General features: G+C 49.8%; 27 protein-coding genes. 10 read left to right on the top strand and 17 right to left on the bottom strand.

What is annotated here, in order from left to right:
- Positions 1–166 precede the first annotated feature (166 nt).
- The gene (locus ACYP03_RS04890) at positions 167–1,120 is read left to right on the top strand and encodes a hypothetical protein (RefSeq protein WP_459778704.1); all 954 of its coding nucleotides are present in this window, start codon (positions 167–169) and stop codon (positions 1,118–1,120) included.
- Positions 1,121–1,188: 68 nt separating this feature from the next.
- On the opposite strand, the gene ACYP03_RS04895 is transcribed toward ACYP03_RS04890, so the two are convergent.
- Together ACYP03_RS04895 and ACYP03_RS04900 are read right to left on the bottom strand one after the other, a co-directional pair.
- Positions 1,189–1,641, bottom strand: a complete 453-nt coding sequence (locus ACYP03_RS04895) for an AraC family transcriptional regulator (RefSeq protein WP_330961130.1) — start codon at positions 1,639–1,641, stop codon at positions 1,189–1,191.
- A gap of 64 nt (positions 1,642–1,705) precedes the next feature.
- Positions 1,706–2,449 carry a sulfite exporter TauE/SafE family protein gene (locus ACYP03_RS04900; protein WP_248142661.1) on the bottom strand — a complete coding sequence of 248 codons (744 nt, stop codon included), beginning with the start codon at positions 2,447–2,449 and terminating at the stop codon, positions 1,706–1,708.
- 175 nt (positions 2,450–2,624) lie between these two features.
- Here ACYP03_RS04900 and ACYP03_RS04905 point away from each other — a divergent pair, with 175 nt between their 5' ends.
- A complete protein-coding gene (locus ACYP03_RS04905) occupies positions 2,625–3,005 on the top strand; it encodes a PH domain-containing protein (RefSeq protein WP_248142662.1) in 381 nt (126 codons plus the stop codon).
- A 38-nt stretch (positions 3,006–3,043) separates the two neighbouring features.
- Here ACYP03_RS04905 and ACYP03_RS04910 read toward each other — a convergent pair whose 3' ends face one another.
- Positions 3,044–3,709 carry an alpha/beta hydrolase gene (locus ACYP03_RS04910; RefSeq protein ID WP_248142663.1) on the bottom strand — a complete coding sequence of 222 codons (666 nt, stop codon included), beginning with the start codon at positions 3,707–3,709 and terminating at the stop codon, positions 3,044–3,046.
- Between the two features lie 115 nt (positions 3,710–3,824).
- On the opposite strand from ACYP03_RS04910, the gene ACYP03_RS04915 reads away from it, so the two are divergent.
- The 3 genes from ACYP03_RS04915 to ACYP03_RS04925 are packed head-to-tail and all read left to right on the top strand — an operon-like array spanning position 3,825 to position 6,027.
- The gene (locus tag ACYP03_RS04915) at positions 3,825–4,577 is read left to right on the top strand and encodes a CPBP family intramembrane glutamic endopeptidase (RefSeq protein WP_330961129.1); all 753 of its coding nucleotides are present in this window, start codon (positions 3,825–3,827) and stop codon (positions 4,575–4,577) included.
- Between the two features lie 22 nt (positions 4,578–4,599).
- Complete coding sequence (locus ACYP03_RS04920; protein ID WP_248142665.1) at positions 4,600–5,235, top strand: HAD hydrolase-like protein; 636 nt, start codon at positions 4,600–4,602, stop codon at positions 5,233–5,235.
- A gap of 27 nt (positions 5,236–5,262) precedes the next feature.
- Complete coding sequence (locus ACYP03_RS04925) at positions 5,263–6,027, top strand: class I SAM-dependent methyltransferase (RefSeq protein ID WP_459778705.1); 765 nt, start codon at positions 5,263–5,265, stop codon at positions 6,025–6,027.
- Positions 6,028–6,074: 47 nt separating this feature from the next.
- Here the strand turns inward: ACYP03_RS04925 and ACYP03_RS04930 are convergent, their stop codons facing one another.
- Complete coding sequence (locus ACYP03_RS04930) at positions 6,075–6,410, bottom strand: tRNA-binding protein (RefSeq protein WP_459778706.1); 336 nt, start codon at positions 6,408–6,410, stop codon at positions 6,075–6,077.
- A 128-nt stretch (positions 6,411–6,538) separates the two neighbouring features.
- Complete coding sequence (locus tag ACYP03_RS04935; protein ID WP_459778707.1) at positions 6,539–7,246, bottom strand: helix-turn-helix domain-containing protein; 708 nt, start codon at positions 7,244–7,246, stop codon at positions 6,539–6,541.
- A gap of 139 nt (positions 7,247–7,385) precedes the next feature.
- On the opposite strand from ACYP03_RS04935, the gene ACYP03_RS04940 reads away from it, so the two are divergent.
- Entirely contained in the window at positions 7,386–8,027 is a 642-nt protein-coding gene (locus ACYP03_RS04940; protein ID WP_459778708.1) for a DJ-1/PfpI family protein, read from the top strand.
- A 63-nt stretch (positions 8,028–8,090) separates the two neighbouring features.
- Here the strand turns inward: ACYP03_RS04940 and ACYP03_RS04945 are convergent, their stop codons facing one another.
- The 4 genes from ACYP03_RS04945 to ACYP03_RS04960 all read right to left on the bottom strand — a co-directional run bounded on the left by ACYP03_RS04945 (position 8,091) and on the right by ACYP03_RS04960 (position 10,557).
- Positions 8,091–8,426, bottom strand: a complete 336-nt coding sequence (locus ACYP03_RS04945; RefSeq protein ID WP_459778709.1) for a DUF1840 domain-containing protein — start codon at positions 8,424–8,426, stop codon at positions 8,091–8,093.
- 11 nt (positions 8,427–8,437) lie between these two features.
- Positions 8,438–9,016: a rhomboid family intramembrane serine protease gene (locus ACYP03_RS04950; RefSeq protein WP_248142671.1), complete on the bottom strand. Its 579-nt coding sequence runs from the start codon at positions 9,014–9,016 to the stop codon at positions 8,438–8,440.
- Positions 9,017–9,089: 73 nt separating this feature from the next.
- Positions 9,090–9,899: a crotonase/enoyl-CoA hydratase family protein gene (locus ACYP03_RS04955; protein ID WP_330961126.1), complete on the bottom strand. Its 810-nt coding sequence runs from the start codon at positions 9,897–9,899 to the stop codon at positions 9,090–9,092.
- A gap of 103 nt (positions 9,900–10,002) precedes the next feature.
- Positions 10,003–10,557 carry a hypothetical protein gene (locus ACYP03_RS04960; protein ID WP_459778710.1) on the bottom strand — a complete coding sequence of 185 codons (555 nt, stop codon included), beginning with the start codon at positions 10,555–10,557 and terminating at the stop codon, positions 10,003–10,005.
- A 135-nt stretch (positions 10,558–10,692) separates the two neighbouring features.
- Between ACYP03_RS04960 and ACYP03_RS04965 the strand changes: the two genes are divergently transcribed.
- Positions 10,693–11,226, top strand: a complete 534-nt coding sequence (locus tag ACYP03_RS04965) for a DUF4136 domain-containing protein (RefSeq protein WP_248142674.1) — start codon at positions 10,693–10,695, stop codon at positions 11,224–11,226.
- Positions 11,227–11,283: 57 nt separating this feature from the next.
- Here ACYP03_RS04965 and aroG read toward each other — a convergent pair whose 3' ends face one another.
- The 6 genes from aroG to ACYP03_RS04995 form a co-directional block, all read right to left on the bottom strand.
- A complete protein-coding gene (aroG, locus tag ACYP03_RS04970; protein ID WP_248142675.1) occupies positions 11,284–12,339 on the bottom strand; it encodes a 3-deoxy-7-phosphoheptulonate synthase AroG in 1,056 nt (351 codons plus the stop codon).
- 267 nt (positions 12,340–12,606) lie between these two features.
- The gene (locus tag ACYP03_RS04975) at positions 12,607–14,109 is read right to left on the bottom strand and encodes a cobyric acid synthase (protein WP_459778711.1); all 1,503 of its coding nucleotides are present in this window, start codon (positions 14,107–14,109) and stop codon (positions 12,607–12,609) included.
- 387 nt (positions 14,110–14,496) lie between these two features.
- Entirely contained in the window at positions 14,497–15,432 is a 936-nt protein-coding gene (locus tag ACYP03_RS04980) for a bile acid:sodium symporter family protein (protein WP_459778712.1), read from the bottom strand.
- Positions 15,433–15,455: 23 nt separating this feature from the next.
- Entirely contained in the window at positions 15,456–16,283 is an 828-nt protein-coding gene (locus tag ACYP03_RS04985; RefSeq protein WP_459778713.1) for an alpha/beta fold hydrolase, read from the bottom strand.
- A 24-nt stretch (positions 16,284–16,307) separates the two neighbouring features.
- The gene (locus ACYP03_RS04990) at positions 16,308–17,675 is read right to left on the bottom strand and encodes an MATE family efflux transporter (RefSeq protein WP_330961123.1); all 1,368 of its coding nucleotides are present in this window, start codon (positions 17,673–17,675) and stop codon (positions 16,308–16,310) included.
- A gap of 129 nt (positions 17,676–17,804) precedes the next feature.
- The gene (locus ACYP03_RS04995; RefSeq protein WP_248142680.1) at positions 17,805–18,383 is read right to left on the bottom strand and encodes a nucleoside triphosphate pyrophosphohydrolase family protein; all 579 of its coding nucleotides are present in this window, start codon (positions 18,381–18,383) and stop codon (positions 17,805–17,807) included.
- 565 nt (positions 18,384–18,948) lie between these two features.
- Between ACYP03_RS04995 and ACYP03_RS05000 the strand changes: the two genes are divergently transcribed.
- Both ACYP03_RS05000 and ACYP03_RS05005 read left to right on the top strand, forming a co-directional pair.
- Positions 18,949–19,662, top strand: a complete 714-nt coding sequence (locus ACYP03_RS05000; protein ID WP_248142681.1) for a glycerophosphodiester phosphodiesterase family protein — start codon at positions 18,949–18,951, stop codon at positions 19,660–19,662.
- Between the two features lie 183 nt (positions 19,663–19,845).
- Entirely contained in the window at positions 19,846–21,138 is a 1,293-nt protein-coding gene (locus ACYP03_RS05005) for a DEAD/DEAH box helicase (RefSeq protein WP_459778714.1), read from the top strand.
- 745 nt (positions 21,139–21,883) lie between these two features.
- Here the strand turns inward: ACYP03_RS05005 and ACYP03_RS05010 are convergent.
- Positions 21,884–23,011, bottom strand: a complete 1,128-nt coding sequence (locus ACYP03_RS05010; RefSeq protein ID WP_459778715.1) for a M23 family metallopeptidase — start codon at positions 23,009–23,011, stop codon at positions 21,884–21,886.
- Positions 23,012–23,362: 351 nt separating this feature from the next.
- On the opposite strand from ACYP03_RS05010, the gene ACYP03_RS05015 reads away from it, so the two are divergent.
- A complete protein-coding gene (locus ACYP03_RS05015) occupies positions 23,363–23,668 on the top strand; it encodes a hypothetical protein (RefSeq protein ID WP_459778716.1) in 306 nt (101 codons plus the stop codon).
- Positions 23,669–23,743: 75 nt separating this feature from the next.
- Here ACYP03_RS05015 and ACYP03_RS05020 read toward each other — a convergent pair whose 3' ends face one another.
- A complete protein-coding gene (locus ACYP03_RS05020) occupies positions 23,744–24,205 on the bottom strand; it encodes a methyltransferase family protein (protein WP_459778717.1) in 462 nt (153 codons plus the stop codon).
- Between the last annotated feature and the right edge of the window lie 19 nt (positions 24,206–24,224).

A 24,224-nucleotide genomic window follows, 5' to 3' on the forward strand; every position in this document is an offset into this window, starting at 1 on the left:
TTGGCTTCTGGCCTGTTTCAGCTATCTTTGACGAGATAACTCGCAACAGGCCGGATTATTGCTTCATACCCCTTGTTCTTTCACGAACAACCTGCGATCGTATCGGCACACTTTCCGATTCACCATACACCCGACTATGTCAGGACACGCCATTAAAGGTTTCTCTGTGAAGGCTTCAGCCCTTTCCCTGATCACACTATTTATTTCTCTGCCCTCTCTGGCCAATCAGTCGCCGGTAAATGTCAATCTCGATCCCGGCACGAAACAACTGTGCGCACAAGCCAGAAATCTGAAACCAGAAAACCTGACAGAAGCCGACAGAATGGCCTACAACAAAGCTGTTTCAGACAATTCGCTTTATCAGATATGGGAAGTGGCAGAACAGATATCCCGCAATACCCGATACCTGCAACAACCAAAAAATGAACAGACACTGCAATTGATCTGTCAGGGCGGTTTTGCCCCGGCTGAAGTGAAATATGCCGTTCTGGATGCCTACGATCACTGGCAGCATCAGAAACCGTTTCAATTCGACTTATGTCAGTACGTGACCAGCGGAGTTGGCACCGCCTTTTGTACCAATCGCTTTGCCGGCGAACAACAACTGGCCAGAAATAATCGTCAGGAAGGGGCCATCCGCCACCTTTCACCTTCGCAACAAACTGCCATCAAAAATGCGGTTCAAATGGCGAATGATTTTTTTGAACACAAAGCAAGGCATGAAGAATTACACAGCGGGAGCAGCCATTCCGCTTTTCGGATTGAGTCCGTTTCCGTACAAAATGACAGGTATCTCTCACAAATTATCGACACACTGTCTGGTTCAGAACCTGAAGATATTCCGGCCCTGGAGGAAGCAGATTTAACGCTGGAACAGACTTTCAGCAACCTGACGCAACGATTAAAAGCTGAACCCATTGAAGATATCAATCTTGAGGTCAGCGCTGAAGATCTTGAGAGCGTGCAGCGAGCCTGGCGAAGTTATCGCGATCAGACGGCAGCTTTGCTGACATCACTGAATCCAAACCTGACGCAGGAAGACTGGCTTGGGATATTAGCTGCCGAACGCATCCGGCAGCTCTCAGAGTTACAGGAATATCTGGATTTATCAGAGGATTAACCTCGCACTACCTTTGCAGCAAACAGACTGAATACAGGCACAACATAAGAGTCTGTTTGCTGCGAATTCTATTTCACCGGCATGCAAAAGCTGGTATCACAGATATCCTTTTCTTCATCCACACTGTGATAAAGCTCAAAGCAAGGTCTTTCTCCATCAAAACTCAGCGAGGAAACAGCCGCTAATTCCTGATTCAGTTGCTGCCAGTAAGCGCCGTATTGAGACTTATCTGTGACTTTTTCCCGCAGGGTTGCATATTCACCCCCCGGTAAATGCATCAGCGCAACTGCACCACCCGTTACCGTTCCTTCAGGAACAGTCATCCCCACCCGGGTCCGGCATTTCTGCGCAGGGGTCGTTTCGACGTCATCCAGATAAACAAAAATACACTGACCGTCTTCAACTCCGTGCTGACCTGTCCAGGAAAACAGGGTCTGTAAAGCCGGCTCATAATTCTCGCCATACGGACCCGTCACCTCAACATAGGCCAGCCAGGCGGCAGCCAAAGTTTCCTTTTCCATGTGTTCTCTCCCTTATTCATGTCATTCCAAGTTTATGTCATCAACTTGCAGTCACTGCTTGTGATCAGAGCTCAGTAGCCACTGAGATCATCATGTGGACTGCCAGTGCACTCAGTAAGATTTTCATGGCAACAATCCACATCTCATCATCTGTTCGTCGGCGAACATGGGTTCCCAGCCAGGAACCCAGAATGGCCGAAAGCATCAGGACGAGCAGCAATGGCCACTGCTCAAGATAAGCAAATCCAATCCAGCCAAACATCAGCAGTTTCAGGCCATGCGCAATAGTCATCATCATGGCCGTCGTTGCCACCAGCTGATGCTTATTCCCGAGTTTTTTCATCACCATCGGATGAAACACAGGCCCGGGAGCCCCAACCAGCAACCCCAAAGCGCTCAAGACAAAACCTGCCATAAACATAGACTCAAACCGGCTGATCCAGCCCATGAATCCTTTGTGCCAGACATTGAGCAAAATATAACTGCCGATAAACAGCGGCAGGTAATTGGTGGCTAAATGCACCACAGTCAACCCAACCAGCAAGGTACCTGTTGCTGCACCAATGAAGTAGGCCGGCAACAAATACCATGCAACTTCACGCCAGGAGAAAACAGCCCGGCTGACGTTGCTGACCATTTGCGTGACACCATGGACCGGAATGACTGCAGCAGCCGGCAGAAACAGCGGCATAAACGCAATCAGCAGCATCCCACCGCCAAAACCCAGGATGGCGGCGATCACTGAGGTCAGAATCGCGATGCTGCTCAGGCCCAGCACCGAGAGCATCGAAACCGAAAAATCAGCCAATGAGCCTCCTCCATGAAACGTCAAATCCAAGCACTAAAATACTGTTTAAATATACAGTCAAATGCCTTTCTGTCAATTCGCAACTCTGGCATCTTCTGACAAAGGCGCGTATTGTTTAAACCACGTCACATATTCCTCACCTCGCGTGAGCACACTGATATTTAAGGAAAATGACATGGGACTTCTGGATAAGCTACTTGGTAATGCAGGTGAAATGGAAAATCAGGAAGCCACTGAAGAACTCAGTGCCATCCTCGGCCCCGGTGAGGAGATCGAGCTGGCCTATAAACTAATTCGGGACATGCTGATCCTGACTGACCGACGCCTGATCCTGATCGATAAACAAGGGATGACAGGCCGGAAAGTGGAGTACCGTTCAATTCCGTACAAATCCATCACCATGTTCCTGGTGGAATCAACCGGGAATTTTGATTTGGATGCAGAGCTGAAAATCTGGGTCTCGGGCCAGCATGAGCCATTAGGTATGGAATTTGGCAGCAAAACCAACATCTACAAGCTGCAAGGATTACTGGCTGGCAAAGTGGCAGGAAAATAATCCGGCTGCCATAGCGACAGCCGGTGCTACATCAATCTTTATTGAATCTGCAGGGTATGCTTCAGCCAGGCCGCGATGTCTTTGACTTGCTGCATGCATACCTGATGCTCCATCGGGTACAGACGCCAGTGCGGATGAAATCCAAGCGCTTCCAAATCATCAACTGCATCTTTCCCTAACGACGGCAATACAACCGGATCATAACTGCCATGCATCACTTCGATAGGCAGATGCTGATTGGCAGGTGAAACTTCAATGCGTCTGGACGTTGGGAAATACGTCGACAGAGCCAGCAGACCTGCCAGCGGGTGCGGATACGTCAACGCGGTCTGATATGCCACTGCGCCGCCCTGAGAAAATCCGGCCAGGATGATTCTGTTACTGGCAATCCCACGGGCACGCTCGCGATCAATCAATCCGGCTATCTTTTGTGATGATTCAAGCAACTGGGCTTTGTCCAGTTTACGACCGATGCCCATTTCCAGAATATCGTACCAGGCAGGCATCACCATGCCGCCGTTCACTGTCACAGGCATTGAAGGGGCATGTGGAAAAATAAAGCGAACCGGTGCATTTGCAGGTAACTTTAATTCAGGCAGTATGGCTTCAAAATCGTGTCCGTTCGAGCCGAGCCCGTGTAACCAGATGACCGACGCTGTTGGTTTTACTCTGGGGTTCACTTCCACGCAGTCGAGAAGAGGCATGAGAATATCCTGATGAATCAAATGTATTGCCACTGTAGCCCATTACACGGATTCATGACCAGTATTCTCTTTTCATCTACAATCATGCGCACTCAAACTCATAAGAAGGACAGCGATGAATCAGGCTTTCAATGGCTCATCCAAAGATGATTTTCCTTTTTACAATAACCAGCCGACAGCGATCCGGCCGGTATTATGGGGGATGATCCTACTGTCCGTGTTAGCCGGTTTTGCTGTGCTCATCGCGCCTTTGCCTTTATTCTCGACACCCTTCGGACAATTTATCCCTGCAATCCTGTTTTTCGCCATACCTCTGTTCTGTCTGTCCAAAATCACACCAACGCACTGGCGTGCTATTTTCCGGCCTGTGACCCGTAATCATCTGAAGTGGATGCTCCTCATCGGCTTCCTCAACGTCATCGTCAGTGTGGTGGTTGGGCTGCTTGTGCTGAAACTCTACGGTGCCAACCCCAATCAGGCGATGACTCACCTGGCAGATGCCGGCACCTTTGAACGATTTCTGTTTTTTCTCAAAACGCTGCCCCAGTTGTTTGGAGAAGAAGTTTTTACCATCCTGCCTTTTCTTGCGCTGATGTATGCCTTTTACACGCATGGCGCACTATCGCGGAGCCAGTCCGTGATCCTGGCATGGTTTATCACTGCGGTGTGCTTTGGTCTGGCCCATTTACCAACCTATGACTGGAATCTCGTACAGTGTCTGCTGGTGATTGGAACAGCCAGACTCTGTTTATCACTGGCTTACATAAAAACCAAAAGTATTTGGGTATCCACAGGCGCTCATATTATCAATGACTGGACCTTATTTGGCCTGACCCTCATGTTGGGACTAAATACATCCGGTTCTTAACAGACCTATCAAGGAGATGAACATGAAACACGACCATCTGGTGTTCGACCTGGACGGTACGATCAGTGACCCCAGGGAGGGAATCGTCAAATCATTCAATTACGCCTTATCCCATCATGATCTGCCCGAGCTGCCGGAAGCAACAATTGCGGCTCACATTGGCCCGCCGCTGGATAAAACCTTCATCGCACTGACGCAAACGCACGAGAAACCATTTATCGCCAGCCTGGTCGCTAAATATCGTGAGCGGTACGCAGACATGGGATATGCCGAAAATACCCTCTATGACGGCGTCAAAGAAACGCTGCTGACCCTGCACGATCAGGGCGTCCGAATGGGGATCTGTACTTCCAAGCGTGCCGACTTTGCAAAAAAAATCCTGACGTTATTTGAACTGGACAGCTGTTTCGAATTCATTAACGGCGGTGATATCGGCATTGAAAAGTGGCAACAACTGGAAGGGCTGCGGCAGCGGTACACCATTACCCAGCACGCCGTCATGATTGGTGACCGGGCCGTAGATATGAGCGCAGCCCATCACAATGGCCTGCAATCGGCCGGGGTACTCTGGGGTTATGGCTCGCAGAAAGAACTGGAACTCGAACACCCTGAATATCTGTTTGACCGTCCGGAGCAAATACTACAGTTGAATCAGTAACATGAGAATCAATCAGGGACGAGAAGAATGACGCAACCGACAGAACGCTTTTCAGACAGAGCAGACGATTACCAGAAGTACCGCCCCGGATATCCTCAGGAGATGATCACAGCACTTCTGACAATCACAGGGGTAGAACAACGGTCTACAGTTACAGATATCGGAGCCGGTACAGGGATCCTCACCCGCCTCTTACTGGACAGGTGGCTTCAGGTCTGTGCTGTTGAACCCAATGATGCCATGCGACAGGCTGCGGACGAGTTATTGTCCGGAGAACCCGGTTACACCAGCCTCAAAGCGCCAGCGGAACATATCAGCTTACCGGATCACTCGGTTGACCTCATTACTGCCGCCCAATCCTTTCACTGGTTTTGTAACGAAGAAACCCGGCTGGAATTTCAGCGCATTGCAAAACCGGATGCTTATCTGGCTCTGATCTGGAACAGGCGTCGGTTGACATCGCCACTTCAGCAAGAATACGACGCCATGCTTCGGCAATTCAGTCCAGATTATGCCCGGGTGAACCACATGAACCTGAGCGATAACGATATCAGTCAGTTCTTTGCGGCGGGTGAAATGAAACGCCTTTCCTTTGACAACAGCCAATGCATGGATCTGGAGGCACTGATTGGCCGAGTCCGTTCGGTTTCATACTGCACTCAGGAAGGCTCCGCCCATTACACTCAACTTATCCGTTCACTCACTCAATTACATCAGACTTATCAGGTCAACGGGCGCATCGCATTTGAATACGACACACAGCTTTACCTTGGCCATATTCATTCTCAGTAAGTTTCCACCATCAGCGGGCAGCTTTGCCCGCCGAACGGCAACGCACATCAGCCCAGCCGCGCGCCAACCGGAATGTCCTGATCCGGCACTGCCAGAACCACAGCACCATCGTCCCGATAAAAACCGGTGACCAGACATTCCGACATAAACGGGCCAATCTGCTTGGCCGGAAAATTCACGACTGCCATGACTTTCTTGCCAATCAATTCGTTTACCTCATACAAGTCTGTAATCTGAGCACTGCTTTTTCGCTGACCAATATCCGGACCGAAGTCCAGAAAAAGCTTATATGCTGGCCTTCTGGCTTCAGGGAATGCTTCTACTGCGACGATCTGCCCTACCCGTAAATCGACTTTTTCAAAATCCTGCCATTCAATCAACATCACCACTCCGTATTGATTTCTATGTTGTTAACTGCCAACAGCATAACGCAGACAGGTATTTCAGATTTTGCCCAAAAGCCGATTCACTCTTTTGAAAAGCCGGAGTTGAATCAGAAGTATCTGCAGGCCTAACGGTGACGGATCTGTCGCGGTGTCTCGCCCCAGTGCGCAGAAAAGCGGCGGCTGAACGCAGAAAGATCGCTGAAGCCAACCTGCTCTGCGATATGCGAAACAGGCAAATCAGAATGAGACAACAGTGCTCTGGCTTTCTGCATCCGTTGCTGTTGCAGATACTGACCCGTTGTCATCCCGAGCTGCGCCTTAAACAATGCCTTATACTGACTCAGGCTCAGGCAGGCCAAAGCAGCCAGTTCGCTCAGTGGCGGAGACAGACTGATATCCCGGTTCAGCGCTTCAACAACCCGGGCAATACGAAGGTCACGAACGACATTCATCTTCTGATCCGCCAATAAGCCGGTAAACAAGACCGACAGACTTTGCACCAGTTCCGGCTGTGCAGACCGAGACAGTTGTAAATCCAGAAAATGACAATACGCGGCTAACTCCGGAGAAACCGTAAAAAGCGGTCTTGGCAATTGCAACATCTCTGCTGGCAGGCGCTCTGTGTCTGCAACCAGAAAACGGCTTTTTTCATCCGCTTTAAACCCGTGGCGACTTGTTGCCGGAATGACAATACACTGCCCTGGCCCAACCTTTCCCCTGAAATCAGACATTTCCATGGTGATGTTTCCCGCCAGAGGAAACACCAGCTGATGATAGTCATGCGCGTGAGCACGCATTTGCAGAGAATAGCTTCGAATCGAGAGTCGGACCATCTTCGTCTTCCGTATAGTTGGCTCAAAAGTCAGTCTCAGCTTAACGAATATCACCCGGTTCACGAACCGAATTTTTTGAATAAGCGGCTGAAGAACTATGCTTTACGGTAAGTAAACCCTGAATGAAAGAAGCAAAGTAATGACAAAAGCCCTTGCCCCTGACAAACAACGCGGACTCAGTATAGTGATTCCCTTATTTCCCGGATTTAACCTGCTTGATGTCAGTGGGCCGATTACCCTGTTATGCGGACTTGAAGATGATGTCAGTATTACCGTGATCTCACAAAATGGTTTAGCTGTTGCCAGTCAGCAGGGGGTACAAGTCGTTGCGGATGCCAGCTTCAAAGATGACATGTTCTGTGATGTGCTCCTGGTGCCGGGCGGAAGTGGTGTCAAAGCCGGGCTGGGAAATGCGCAGCTCATTCAGTGGCTGCGGCATCAGGGCAGAAAGACCCGGATCCATTGTGCTGTCTGTACCGGCTCCGCGCTGCTGGCACAGACTGGATTACTGGATGGGAAATCAGCAACAACAAATAAACATCAGTATCACTGGGTAAGTGAACTGAACAGCCGTGTCCTCTGGCGCCCTGTCGCCCGATGGGTACAGGATGAAAATACCTTTACTTCATCCGGTACGGCGGCAGGACTTGATATGACGCTGGGACTGATCACTTTCCTCGTTGGCGAAGAAGCGGCCCGGAAAGTGGCAATCGATGCCGAATATCTCTGGCGAAATGATCCGGATGACGATCCGTTTGCTCCGCTTCATGTCGTTGAGTAACTAAGTCATTGAGTAGCTATACCGTTAAATGCTTAGCCGTTGAATGCTTAGCCACTGAATCGCTTAGCTGTCCGATTCCCACATCACGGTGCATTCTTCCTCAATTGCTGCCTCGAGCATTTCGATCAGAGGTCTCGCCCGTGTCAGCATACTGACATCAGGCTCAGCATCATCCCAGGGATCCTTTTCTTTGTCCGCTTCCGCGGCATGTTGCGCGTCTTCCTGTGCCTTTGCCACCACCAGCGATTTCTGCAGGTTTTCAAGGGCTTTGGGCACGTCTTCAACATCAATAATGCCCGGGACGTTTTCGCAATACCCCATCATATGCAGCAGCTGTTTCGCGACATGACCAAACATCGTAATGTTGGCACTGGCTTTGCTGTGAAAAGTAATCAACATATCTTTTCCCCTCATTGTTCTACATTTGCCAGCGCACGTTGTTTATCACGTCTGGCAAACACGTAACCTGCAAATGCACCACCGATGACACCAAACAAGTGGCTTTCGTAACTGATCCAGCTGTGTGCCGGAATGATCCCCGCGAGCATCGAACCGTAAAAAAACATCACAATGATCGCAATGACAATCGACTTAATGCTTCGGCGTAATAATGCGTACACCAGTAAATATGCCCAGAGCCCGTAAATAATGCCACTTAAACCAATATGATAGTGCATTCGTCCGAATAACCAGACGCCGGCTCCGCTGATGGCCCAGCTGATCAGAAATACGGCCATTAACCGGGAAACACCTGAACGCGACACCAGATATCCCAGCGCCGCAAAAGATACAATATTGCTGAATAAATGCGCCCAGGAACCATGAATGAACGGATAAGCCACCAGACCAATAGAATGTGTGACATGTCTGGGCAGAAGACCGTAATCCATCAGATATCCGCCCATCAGCATATTCAGGACATGTACAACAAAACAGACAACAACGACAGCGCCAATAAAATTGATGGCATCTTTATCACTTTGATCCAACAGGCTTTCCTCCATATCTTCATTTAAAAAGTATAAGCCTCTTGATATCACAAGATAAGGAAAAGTTGTTGATTTACCAAAAAGACTGGCGCTTCTGATAAGCCCTGTCAGGATTATTGCGCTGACGAATACCGGCAATTTTGAAATTTTTCCCCAGGATCAGCCGTAGCTGACTGAAGGTTTCTTTGGCAAGCAAAGCTCGTTCGCTCCGGACCCAGCTCTTGTTTGTCGTGGACTTAATGGCTGCAATGGCATCCGGGGATGCCTGACACAGCTGATACGCAAATGTCTGCGCTGCACTCAAGGGATCATTGTGGATTTCTGTCACCAGACCTAACTGCTGTGCCCGTTCCCCGGAAATAATTTCTCCGGTCATGGTCAGCTTCATGGCGACATCCTTGGCAACCAGTTCACGCAGCGACAACAAACCGGCCATGTCGGGCACTAGCCCCCAGCGGACTTCCATAATCGAAAGCTCTGCGTCCGGGGTCGTGAACCGAAAATCGGCTCCCAGTACAATCTGTGTACCGCCCCCATAACAACGTCCTTCAATCACCGCAATAACCGGCACAGGAATCAGTCGCCAGTTTCTGGACACACGCTGCGCAAGGTTCGCATTCCCCGGCAGCCATTTTTTCAGCAAACCAAGTACCTTTTTCGGCGAAGTTGCCACACTTTTCACATCCAGCCCGCTGCTGAAATTTCCGCCTTCTCCGGTCAAAATCACGGCCCGGATGTCTTTGCGTGTCCGAAGCAAGCGGCTGACTTTATCCAGCTCCTGGAACATCAGAATATCCAGTGCATTCAGCTTTTCCGGCCGGTTCAGTGCTACCGTTACAATCCCCTCACTTTCTGTGATTTTCAGGCGTTGCCAGTTTGTCATGTTACATCCTTGTGAAATATCTGGTCAGTCCAGTTAAGTGTACAGACAGAATGAAAAAAAACATCCCGGTATTTCACAAACTCAGCTTCTGAGCCCAATGCGATTATTGATAACCCATGATGGTTGCAAAAGACTGCCATTTTTTGTCCTGTGATGAGTACAATGGCCGATACGCATGAATCACAGCAATGATGCCGCCAGCCTGACACACTGAGCCCTCTGTCCCGAACGATGCACTGAAAAGCGCATTCTCAGATACGTTTTCCGTACACCACTCCCCTCGCATTCGTCCATCCAGCTGATGGCAGAGTGCGCTGATCTGCGCCTGATAGTCTTCATCTGAGTATCGCGTTGAAAAACACCAGGCACGCTCAAACTCAATATAACCCTCCACCGGATGAATCAGCACTCCAGGGATGAGGGAATCTTCATGCGCATCTGCCCGGAGTGACTCTCGCCAGGACTCTCGACTAGAATCTTGTGGTGACTCTTTTGGGGAATTTGGCGGTATGACAGTCGTCTGCCGGATGAAATCACGGGAAAGGCTGATGATATTCATCGGCGGGTGATGGTGCCGTTCATCAGCCGCAAACAGCTGATGCGCCAGTATCCCAGCCATGAACAGTGCCACGCTAAGGCAAACGAAAGCGCATCTCATGCGTTACTCCTGTCACGACTGTCTCAGTGCCTTGATTATAGAATCGGCGGAAACGCTATACTCAAAACAAACGATAACTGTACGGATATCCGGCGGGTACCGTTCAGATAACCTTCGGACAACGAGGACAATGATATGCGAGCCTTACTGAGCCTTGTTCCCTGTTTCCTGATTCTGCTGGGCGGATGCAGCGCTAAAGTTGCGACTGATTACAATGCCAGCGTGGACTTCAGCCAGTATCACACTTATCAGTTCGCCGAAGTGCCTCAATCCTCGATTGTCAGCCTTGATAAGGATCGACTGGAAGAAACCATCAAACGAGAGTTACGTTATAAAGGATTGCAACCTGCTGAGGGTGAGGGAAAGGCTGATCTAACCGTAAATCCTTACATCCGGGAAATGACGGATTTCGATTCATACGGCACATCCGTCGGATTTGGTGTGGGTTACCGATACAGCAGTATTGCCTATTCAACGCCGGTACGTTTTCGTGAATATACCTACGGCAAACTGATCGTCGAGCTGATTGATAATAAAACAAATAAAGTGATCTGGCGTTCGATTTCCCGTCGACAACTGTCAGAAAGCATGACGCCGTCAGCACGGCAGAGTTTTATTCAGGAACAGGTCGGAGAAATGTTTGCACAATACCCGCCATCGCGGGGCTGACAACAATAAAAAAGCGAGGAACCGGTCAATTCCTCGCTTTACAATCACAAAATCAGATCAGGCTCTCTGACGACGCTGCGCCACTTTATCAGCCAGTTCACGCAGAACTTGCTCAGTATCTTCCCAGCCAATACAGGCATCGGTAATACTCTGGCCGTAAGTCTCGACTTTTCCGTCAACAATATCCTGACGACCTTCCACCAGATGGCTTTCAATCATGACGCCGAAGATTGCTTGATTACCCTGAGCAATTTGCTCGCCGACATCTTCAGCAACCAGCATCTGACGTTTGTATTGTTTCAGGCTGTTGGCATGGCTGAAATCGATCATCACTTTCTGGCGGTGACCTGCCTGTTCCAGCTGTTCAATCACGGCATTCACATGCGATGCGCTGTAATTCGGTTCTTTCCCGCCCCGCAGAATAATATGGCAATCTTCATTACCAGCTGTAGATACAATCGCAGAGTGGCCAAACTTCGTCACTGACAGGAAATGGTGCGGCGCGCTGGCAGAGCCAATCGCGTCCGTGGCAATTTTAATATTTCCGTCCGTTCCGTTCTTGAAGCCAACCGGACAGGAAAGACCAGAAGCCAGCTCGCGGTGCACCTGAGACTCAGTCGTCCGGGCACCAATCGCACCCCAGCTGATAAGGTCGCCCATATACTGTGGCGTGATCATATCCAGAAACTCACCCGCCGTCGGCATGCCCATATCGGTCAGATCAAGCAGCAGTTTACGTCCCATCCGCAGGCCATCGTTCAGCTGGAAGCTGTCATCCATGTATGGGTCGTTGATTAAACCTTTCCAGCCGACCGTGGTGCGTGGTTTTTCAAAATAAACCCGCATCACAATTTCCAGACGATCTTTCAGTTCTTCGCGAAGTTCCTTCAGGCGGGAGCCATATTCAAGCGCAGCTTTTGGATCGTGAATTGAACACGGACCGACAACGACAAGCAGGCGGTCATCCTCGTCATTCAAAATATCATGAATCGCTCGACGGGCCTGAAATACGGTCTCAGACGCATTTTCAGTTGCCGGATATTTCTCCAGCACAGCCACTGGCGGTAATAATTCTTTAATTTCTTTAATTCTTACGTCGTCTGTTTTATGCATACTGCTTACTTCCAAATAACATGTGCTGGCCTGATATGGTCAGTATCAGGCCGATCATCTACTCCAACAGCCATTTAACTTATCGCCTTCAACCGGCATGTGCAAACGGTAATTGAAAATGAATTACAGCCTGAGTCGCTGACTTTCAGCCTGATTTTGTATGTCCCAGACGACTGAGCATACAAACCTGGAATTCTGTGCAGATTTTTCTCTGTTCATCCTCATGATTTACTAAGCTTTCACGCATATGCAGCAGATTGATTTGATTCACTCTTCTGCTGCTTCAAAAACAGATTGCCACTCCGGCCAGATTACGGCCAAATTCATATGCGATTCAATGGCATCAGCCAGCCTTTCAATATTCTCAGCCTTGATTTGCGCCATATCAGGTGTCTGGCTGTCAGTCAGCCCGGCCCAGGTCAGGATCGCATTGCAGGCTTCCGGCAAATCAAATACGCCATGCAGATAAGTTCCGAAGACCTGTCCCTGTAAACCCACAGACCCCTCAATCACAGATCCTGATTGCGTCTCCAGCAGGACAGGGGCAGCATCAGCGCTGACACCCGAAGTTACCCCGGCATGAATCTCGTAACCACACACTCGAACCGGCGCCTGCCCCGGCAACGTTAACGTGCCCCGGGATTGCTTCAGCTGTTTTTCCGGCTCCAGCACTGTCTGAACCGGTAAATAACCCAGCCCCGGGCTCTGACCCGCATCGCCTTCAAGTCCGTTGGGATCTGCAACCAGTTCACCCAGCATCTGATAACCCCCGCAGATCCCCATTACTTTGCCGCCCAGGCGCAAATGGCGTTCAATCTGCCGATCCCAGCCCTGTTCACGCAGGTAACCCAGATCACTCCGGACACTTTTTGTGCCGGGAATAATTATCAGATCAGCCGCTGGTAAAGGCTGCCCTTTGCCCACCAGATGCACATTCACCTGCGGGTGCATCCGCAGCACATCAAAATCAGTATGGTTGCTGATCCGAGTCAGTACCGGAACAACAACCTGCAACGGCCTGGCAACCTTAGTCACCTGTTCGACCGTAATGGCATCTTCAGCTTCAAGCATTAAACCGTGTAAATAAGGTAAAACACCCAACACCGGTTTCCCGGTCTTCTCCTCCAGCCAGTCCAGTCCGGACTGCAGCAGCGAAATATCCCCCCGGAAGCGGTTAATCACGAAGCCTTTCACCCGCGCCTGTTCTGACTCAGATAGCAATGCCAGCGTCCCGTACAAATGCGCGAAAACCCCGCCGCGATCGATATCCGCCACAATGATGACTGGGACATCCGCCACTTCAGCAAACCCCATGTTTGCCACATCATTTTCACGCAGATTAATTTCTGCCGGACTGCCCGCCCCCTCAATCAGGACGGTGTCAAAATCTTGCTGTAAACGGGAAAACGAATCGAGAATCGAGGGAAGCACAAACTTTTTGTAACCCTGATAGCCGATAGCATCCATGTCTTGTACGGCTTTGCCCTGAACAATGACCTGGGCGCCGGTATCCGTGTTTGGTTTCAACAGGACCGGATTCATATCCACCGTAGGCTCAATCCCACAGGCAAACGCCTGTACCGCCTGCGCTCGGCCAATTTCCCCGCCATCAGCCGTCACAGCGCTGTTCAGCGCCATATTCTGTGGTTTGAATGGCGCGACCTGAATCCCTTTTCTGGCCAGAACCCGGCATAAACCGGCAACCAATACACTTTTTCCTGCATCTGAAGTTGTCCCCTGAACCATCAGAGCGCGATGTGTCGATTGCATTTCCAGATCTTCCCCACATTAAATAGTGACGCTGTCACATAGATTATCGATACAGGATGTCTTTCTACCCTATCTGATTTCAGAGTACCAGCTGTCATCTGTACGCATTCGTACATCACAACATAAAATAGAAGGCGGAATTCATGGCTGGAAAGCATTGCGAATAACGAAATGACGAACAGTACGAAATATCTGTCGCTTGCCAGAGACCCAATTTCAGGATCAATGAGTGCCAGAGCGGCATCACAATACCATTCAAGAAGAATCTGGAGCTTACAGTACGAGAAAGGAAATAGAGTGCACTGACGATGTCAGTGCACAACGGAGAGATTTATCCTGCCATTTGCCACATTATCCGCGATGCCCGTCTTATTTTATCCCGCAATTTTAACCTGCGAGTTGCCCGGCAGATTTATCCGCCCTGCTTTTCGACCAGTATGCCGCCAGCAGAGAACCGGAAATATTGTGCCAGATAGAGAACAGGGTTCCCGGAATCGCTGCAACCGGACTGAAAAACTTCATGGCCAATGCAGTTGCCAGACCAGAATTCTGTAGCCCCACTTCAATCGCAATCGTCCTGCTGATGGTTTCATTAAAACCCAGCAGGCGGCAAGCGAAATAACCAGCAGCGAGACCAATGCTGTTGTGAAGAACGACAGCCAGTGCCATCACCGGTCCGACATGTACCAGACTACCTGCATTCAGTGCCACCACAATCGCAATAATCACCACAATTGCAAATACAGACAGCAAAGGAAGCGCCGGAGCCAGCCGGGTCGTGACACCTGAAGCATAACAGTTCAGCAGCACCCCGCCCAAAACAGGCAAAAGGACAATTTTCACCAGACTCAGCAGCATCGCCCCCATGGGAACTTCAACACTCAGCCCGGCCAGAGCGCCGGTCAGCACAGGCGTCAGAAACACCCCCAGTAAAGTTGAAATCGCGGTCATGGAGATCGAAAGCGCGACATCGCCTTTCGCAAGATAGCAGATAACATTGGATGCGGTTCCCCCGGCAACACTGCCCACCAGTACCATGCCCACGGTCTGTTCAGGATTAAACCCTAACGCCAGACTGACCACGATAGCCACCATGGGCATGACAGTGAACTGAAGCAACACACCAACACTCACCGCCCGCTTTTTCTTCACCACATCCAGAAAGTCTGACGGCTTCAGCGTTAACCCCATGGTCAGCATCACAACCGTCAGCAAGGGCACAATTGCCGTTTTCATCTCAATAAAAAAAGCCGGATATACCATGGCATATCCCGACAACAAAACGGCCCAAAGCGGAAAAAGCCGGATGACCATCCCTAGCATGTTCATTCCTTTGTATGATCTTGTTATGCCATCACTTTCTGACAAAAGTTCAACAGCCCTTCTGTCACGATTTCAGGCTGCTCCAGCGGACATAAATGCCCGGCACGGGGAATGACCTGAAGCTGACTGCCTGTAATTCCGTCATGCATGAGATTGGACTCCAGCACAGTGCGAATGCGATCTTCAGCTCCGACCATCAGCAGGCAAGGGAGCGCAAACATTTCTGCATCCTCAAAGCTGTCCCGACGGCCAAACCACATTCTCCCCGCCTGCGCTAAAGCAGTCACCTGCGCTCCCTGACAGCTTTCCAGCCTGCGGCGAAACGATGCAACAAGCTCTGGATGTAAATACTCTGCATCATGACCGAACTGCAATGATGTCCATGTATCAATCATTGCGGAACTGAAACTTAAATTGTCCCCGGCCTCACGCAGCATCGCCTGATATCTCAGGTTCGCGACTTCCGGTTCCAGACCAGCGAAACTGTCCATCAGGACGAGTATCCTGACTCTGGCCGGTGCCTGAACTCCAAGTTCAATGGCCCAGCCGCCACCCATTGAGTGGCCAATCAAACCAACCGTTTCAATTTCAAGATGATCCAGCAGCCCGCACACCACCTGCGCATAATCGGCTAAAGTCGCACTGGCCGCAGGCGCCGGTTCTGACTCACCATGCCCCCAAAAGTCCGGCACAATACAGCGGAAATTCTGGCTGAGACGCTCGAGCTGAGGTGCCCACATCCCGCTGTCCCAAAGAAAAGCATGCCCCAGAACCAGCACTGGCCCCTGTCCGATATCCAGATAACTGATCCCTTGAAAACGCTGTCTGTTTGCCGGAAAAATACCGCTCATGATTACTCCAGGTTAGATTCGTTTTTATCCGTTTGATTCTGCCATCACCCGCGGTGTGAACTTCGCCACCACCCGCTGCATGCCCTGCTGGAAACAGAGCCAGGCCATGATCCCGGCGGCAAGATTACCAAACATCGCGCCAATAAACAGACCTTTGATACCGCCCATTGATGCTCCCAGCCAGATCAACGGCAGAAAACAGGCAAACAGCCGCAGGCAGGAAATCACCAGCGCACGCATTGGCATGCCCAGCGCATTACTGACGGAAACCATCAGCATACAGACTCCCAGAGGCCCCAAACTCACGGGCACCCACTGAAGGTGAAGCGTAAGTATTTCACGGACTGATGGGTCACTGCTGAGTAATGTCGGTAACCAGAAACACAGGGCAAGGAGAACAGCCGCAATCCCTAGCTGCCAGATAAAGACGAACTTCACCGCCAGTCTGATCAGCGTTGTGATGGCAGGCATATCCTGACGCCCCAGAGACCTGCCAACCATGGGCGGCAAAGACATGGTTAACGCCAGAACCACAACAATCGAAAAGAATTCCAGTCTGGAGCCCAGAGCCCAGGCAGCAACCGCCGCGGCCCCAAAACCAGCCACCAGTTTTGTCGCCAGCATGGAAGCCAGTGGCGGCATCAACTGGCTGAGCATGGCCGGTGCCATAATGTGAATGAGTTCTTTGACGGAACTGAGAATATTCAGCCCGCACCAGTTGAACGTCATCCAGTGACGGCGAATCACAGCCGGAAACATCACCAGCATCCCGATCCCAAATGCCACGATCGTTGCCAGTGCAGCTCCAACCAGCCCCAAATCCAGGGTGAAAATGAAAATGGGATCCAGAATCATATTCAGCACACTGGTCACAACCATCATGATACCGGGCAGCACAGTATTGCCATTCGCCCGGCACAAACTGTATGCAAAATACACCATGGCGCCAAACCAGCTGCTGATCAGCCATGAGGGCCAGTAGGCGTCAATCAAAGGCCATACATCACTTGGGGCGCTCAGTAGTGTCAGAATCGGGCCACGCAACAGCCAGATGCAAACCCCTATCAAAGCAACAATGGCAGCGCCAGTCAGGACAACCAGACCACCCAGTTGCCGGGCACGTCTCTCATCCCCGCTGCCGTGCACCCGGGAAATCACCGCTGTTGTCGCAATGCCCAATCCGACCTGAAGGCCGATGATGATCATCTGCATCGGCAGAGTGAAACCCTGAGCCGCCAGTGGCAGAACGCCTAACTGGCCGATAAAGGCACTGTCGACAAGCTGAAAACTCATCAGGGAAAGGACGCCGAACATCATCGGCCAGGTCATGGAAAAAAGCTGTCGCGACAGCGCGCCTGAGTGCTGAGGATCAGCGGCATTTCGTCGGAGCATAAGCAACATTCATCAGATTAAAAAAGGTAGTGTAAAGCGTTCGGTCAACAGTGCGAAGCCTGTCCAGCAGGAGTCTTTCAGACGATCCCCGCAATGCCGCAGGGATCAAGGAATAATGAAAAAGTGTTATTAGTTAGTTACAATTTTCACCAGATTAGCCGGGCGATAGTATACAGATTTCAATACCTTACCTTTTCTGATCACTTTATCTTCAAGTTCAACATCTTTTGCGCACTTCGCAATGATGTAATCCCCTTTCTGACTGCCCGTAATCTCAACGCCCTGCTTGGCATAGTAAGCCTGAGTTTCAGAAAATTCCTGCTCATTCCGGCAGACTTTACTCATGTTACTGGCATGAACTTCATCCCAGCATGGTACAAAATCAATATTCAGACGCTGTGCAATCTGCAGCAGCAAATCAATCATATAACTGACACCGAGGTTTTCTTCGAGCTGTGCATGACCCAGATGCACCAGACGACCCATCAGTACATAAACTGAATCCACAATTGCATCAGCCTGCTCAACCAGAGAATCTGCTTCTGCAAGTTCGGTCAGCTCTTCCACTGCCAGTGAAGTATGCAGCTGATCCATTTGCTCATTCAGAGTCGACGGACTCTCAATGTCCAGATCAAACGTCGTGCGAAACTCTCGAATGTCACGATACAAGTGGTCAAACAATGCCTGATCCAGCACAGTCAGCTTCATACTGAAATTCCTCATTTTTTCATCATTATTGCGCAAGCCGGGGAACCGCTGTTCACAGGGGGCAGGCTGCCGCAGTCATCAAGTGGGCGCATCGTATCACACTTCCTGACTCGCTTTCACAGATCTTGATAATGCCTGACGCTCTTTTGACAACCTGAATACTATTTGCTCGGTATGCAGGTATTTAAATAACATCATGCTTAATATGCAACAATGTTTTGTGATTCATCTCTCATAAAATCTCAATTGGTCACCTAAAATGCGACCATCGTTTCATAAAAAAGGTGATGCTTATGTGCCCTCACTGCAAAAGCAAAAGTGTGCCTCAGCGAATTCGCCGGTCTTTTTTCGACAAAATTGTCCACAAAAACAGCCACAAATTTCAGTGCAGCAGTTGTAACCAGCGATACTTTGTCAAACTGGGAAGCTATGTGGGCAGCGCCACGGTCGGGCGCTGAGACACGCACTTCCATTTCGTCATCGAACTGTTATATTTCAGGCGCATACTTCAGGTTCAATGATCCTGTTTCTCCGGCCTTATTGATTTCAACGGTACAGAATACTTATGATTTCCGGACATCGCGGAGCCGCTGCGCTGGCTCCAGAAAATACACTTGCCGGGCTGCAGGAAGCAGCCAGAAGTCACATTCAGTGGGTTGAAATGGATACCCAACTGTGTGCTGACCTTATTCCGGTCATGTTCCATGACGCAAAAGTAAACCGCTGCACCGATGGCCGCGGAAAAGTGCGGGAACTCGATCTTGCCCAACTGAAAGCGCTGGATGCCGGCAGCTGGTTTGGACCTCAGTTTACCCATGAGCGGATTCTGACGCTGGACGAAGCGCTCAATGCCTGCCATGAGTACGGGTTGAATCTGAACCTTGAAATCAAAGTTCACGACGACCATGAAACTGAACTTCTGGTTCAGCAAGTCGCACATACCATTGCCAGCAATGGTATTTCAGCCGATGAACTGGTGCTTTCCAGTTTTTCTGCAGATGCCGTATCACATTGTCAGAAACTGATGCCGCATATTCGCAGAGGATTGATTTGCGAGAAGCTGCCCAAGAATCTCTTTGCTTTAGCCGATCAGCTTGAACTCTTCAGCGTGCATCTGGATTACCATTTACTGAATGCTCCGCTGGCGAACCAGATTAAACAAGCGGGGCTGGATCTGCATATCTGGACCATGAATCAGCCAGAGCTCGTTGATCAGTTTTATCAATGGGGCGTTGATATCATCATTACAGACAATCCTCCTCTGCTGCTGCAAGCCTGATAATGGCCGGGGGATGCCCGGCCAGTTTTCACGACTTCCGCTTAAATTTTCAGCCAATACGCAAATCTGCTGCCACAGACGATAATTATTGCTCTATAATCCCCGGTTTTGGTCTGTCATACCAAACGGAATCATCTAACCTGAAGGTTGTTTCGTTCGGTATACCGTCTGTAGGAATCTAAGATGTCTTTTGCTTCACAAAATTTTGCTCCGGAAATTGTTCGCGCACTGGATGAGTGCGGTTATGAAAAAATGACCCCAATTCAGCAGAAAGCGATTCCTGCTGCCCGTCGCGGCGAAGATATTCTGGCGAATGCCCAGACTGGTACGGGCAAAACGGCTGCCTTTTCTCTGCCAATCATTCAGCGCATTGCGGACCAGCCGAAACCACGTAAAGGATTCAGTACCCGGGCACTGGTGCTTGCGCCAACCCGTGAACTGGCAGAACAGATTGCACGCAATATTTCTGATTACAGTCAGTACCTCGACTTAAAAGTACTTGCTGTTTTTGGCGGCAAAAAGATGTCCAGCCAGGAAAAACTGCTGGAAACTGGTGTCGATATCCTGGTTGCCACACCTGGCCGCCTGCTGGAACATATCGAGCTGGGTAATGTGTCGCTGGCGAACCTGGAATTTCTGGTGTTTGACGAAGCCGACCGGATGCTGGATATGGGCTTTATCGGCGATATTCGCACCATGATGAGCGGTATTCAGGGACACCCGCAAACCATGCTGTTCTCCGCAACCTTCTCCGGCATGATGAACAAGCTGGCCGGAGAAATTCTGCAAAAGCCAAAACGTATTTCGGTGACTCCGGAAAACTCAACCGCAGAAACTGTTGCGCATGTTGTCTACCCGGTTGATGAAGATCGGAAACGCGAATTACTGTCTGAACTGATCGGTAAAAAGAACTGGCAGCAGGTTCTGGTTTTCGTCAACTACAAAGAAACAGCCAATGAGCTGGTCCAGGAACTGAAACTGGACGGCATCAAAGCCGTGATTTGTCATGGGGATAAAGCGCAAAGTGCCCGCCGCCGTGCACTGGAAGAATTCACCACAGGCAAGGCCCGGGTGATGGTTGCCACAGAAGTTGCTGCCCGTGGACTGGATATTCAGGGTCTGCCGCATGTCGTGAACTATGACATGCCATTCCTGGCGGAAGACTATGTCCACCGGATCGGCCGGACCGGACGTGCCGGACAGCAGGGCCATGCGGTTTCCTTCGTCAGCCGCGAAGAAGAACTGACTCTGTTGCAGGTAGAAAAGATTATCAAGCAACGTATCCGCCGGGTGCTTCTGGAAGGCTACGAGCCGGCGAAACGCGATGCTCTGATCGAAAAACTGAGCACCAAAGCGGCATACCGGGATCGTAAAAGCCGTACCAACAACCCGGATCAGTCTGCTGCTGAGCGCCGGATGCGTTTACAACGTGCCATCCGTAACCGGACCAGCGCACCGAAAACTCTGAAAAAATAAGCAATACATCCCCTGGCAATGCCGGGGGATTTTATTTCGGCGTCATTTGTCAAACCGCCAGACTGATTTTCAATCACCGTTATCACCTCTTGTAATCAGACTAAAACAGCCCACCTGCGACTTCATATTCTTTATCGCCCTCGGTAAACTGAACTACACTTTTCCGGTCTGGCAGCAGGGAGATATGACATGAATACAGAGTCTGAGGTTATCCATTTCATTGCTGAGTTTACTTCGGTCGATGCAGAAAAATCTCTCCCTGCACTTTCATTAACTTTGATTTAAGCGTCGATGGAAACGAAGGCGCTGAATGACTCAATGCATATTCCTTGCGATTTAACGTAGGTCTGAGCCCGGTTAACGAAACCTATTTTGGTCCCGAGGGGATACCCCTTCACTTTTCATTTTCTGGCCTTATTTTCTGATGCGTTGGGTTTTTCGACGAAAACTAAATCGCCTTAAGCCATTACCTGTGTCACAGCTGGTGAAATCCGCAAAAGCAGGGGTCTGGGTCGCAGATAAAAATACGGATGGATGAAGCTGGTTTTCCGGTCAAAACAATCGACGATACGCCATTTTCTCTTATCTAAATCTCTGCCTCTGATTTTCTCTTCGAGAGAGTACATCACCTGTCTGTAGCAAAAGACTTAAACGGGGCACGACTTCCGCCCCGTCTATCTGACGTACAGACACCTTCAAGATATTCCGATGCCCGTTTTGTTGCCACGATAGCTGAAATAGCCTGTCACATCGCCGGGTTATCAATCCGATTCCAGAAGCACACTTTCTGGTTGCTGCGCTTATCCACCAGCCAGCTGTAGTTACAATTATCGTCGTAGCTGTAACGTCCGGTTTGCACCTGATACGGCCCGAAACTGCTGCCTTGCATGGACTGGAAACGTCCCTGATATAGCAGTGAGAAATGCAGGTGCGGTCCGGTTGATGAACCGCCTTCGCACAGCGCAACCGATTTCTGGCTGGCATAGACACCAAGTTTGGTGTTCTTGTTCACCCACTGTCCGTTCGAGACCTGAATCCCGTCCATGTGGTAATAGTTGGTTCCCCAGCCATTGGAATTGGTTACACGGACCTGACAACGGGACAGCACAGTGACGTATCCATCATGCGCGGCTGTCACACTGTAGGTTGCCCCACCCCAGGATGGCCAGTCGTAGGACACATCAATCGAAGATAACGGGAAGCCAGAACCGCTGTGCGCATGCGGGCCATTCGGCACCCAGTTATACCCTTGGCGCCAGGGCATTTGCATGAAACCATAAGGAGGCGCAACCGCATTCAGCGTCCTTGCTTCAGCATGGCTGGCCTGACTCTCAAGCGCTGGTGCTGGTTCACCAAACCATGCGATATATTGTTTTGACCATGCCGGCGCCAGCTGACTGTCGTTCAGAGTGCTGAGAATCGAGAGTGTCGAAGCATTCGCGGGCAACTTCGTGTCTGCGGCATAGCGATAAAAATACTGTGAAAGGTAATTCGCGATTCGTTTGATTGCGGCTTTGATATGCGTCACTTCAGCGTCAGTGATTTCAGACTCCGGCTCCCAGTGTTCCGATAACTGCAGAGTCACCAGAATGACTCGCGGATCAACACCCGTTGCACCACTCCAATGCATTAACGTTTCTTCCAGCGACAACCAGTTCGGCGCATAAGTCTCAAAGAAAGTGCTGGCATCAAATGGATGCTGATAAGGTCTGAACACAAAATCGGCATCAGATACCACCGTCTGAACCTGAATACCCTGTTGTTTGATTTGTTGCGGTACGGATGAACCCGCAACCGCCGGATACAAGTCGTGTGCGAATGCAGCCTGACTTGTGAGATAAGATAAAGCCACTAGCGTGATTAACTTTTTCATGATTATTTTTTCTCCAGTTGCATGATATGCACTAAGGAGTCTGGCAGGGTAAGAAACAAACCGGAGAGATGTCTGAAAAATTGCGAGTCGATTTAAATTAGATTGTATGCACCTGTAATTGATAATATTCAAAGTGGTCATGTAATAAAAACGACAGCCAAAAATAAACTGTAACTCTCCTCCCTCATTTTCAAGAATATTAAATCATTGATCATGGTATGACGAACCTCCATTCATGAAATCAAAATAGTCGTTTATCATTCAAATTTTTTCAGACAAGCTGACTCATGAAATATCCTCAAATCAATATTTACAGACAAAGGACAATCAAGGTTATCTCTATTTAAAAAAATGACGTTCGCGATAGCTTTAAGCCTTCTTTCCCCACTTACTTATGCAAATACCTGGGCGAATCAAACCATCGAACAAATCTATTATTGTGCTGAAGACTTCGCATTAAAAATGAGCGGGGGCGACTGGTATCTGGTTCAAAAAAGCGTTGTGGGTGAAAAGAAGTTTGACCACTTTCTCTCTTTATCGATGTACATGATGTCGACCGGAAAGAAAACCGCAAATATTTTCCCCAAAGAACCCATTGAAACCTGGTGTGGTAATTCCGGATTTAAACCAATCACAATTCTGAGCATTCAAAACTGAGCGAACTGATATTCAGGGCTGCTGAAATACAGCCCTATCTCCAGAGAGCATTTTTCCAGTCATCATGCACTCCCCTTACAGCCATCGTCTGACCGTCATCTGATATCGTAAATACTTTTCTCCAAAGCACTGAATCATCGCGCGCTCTTCAGGCAGGATCTGAAAACGATTCATATAAAGAATAAAAGCGATCACCCCGAAAATCAGAAAAGGTGACTGAAGGAAAACGGCTTGTGCCACCAGCAGGCTTGCAAATCCAACATACATCGGATTCCGGGAACGCTGGTAAACCCCAGAAACAACCAGCTCAGAGGCTTTTTCCGGCTGTCGTGGATCCATTGTCGTCTGACTTTTTCTGAATTCTTTGACACCAGAAACGACGAACCAGCAGCCAAAGATTACAATCAGCAAAGCAATGCTCGTCGATGGGACGGTGCCCAACGCCATTGATGGCAGATATGGTGCGAGCAAACCCATGATGATCGCGATTATCCCCATCACCAAAAGCGGGGGGATCTTATTTTCCAGCGTTTGCATTCAGCCTCCTGTCGCGTCT

It is taken from the genome of Photobacterium sp. R1, from assembly GCF_054600795.1.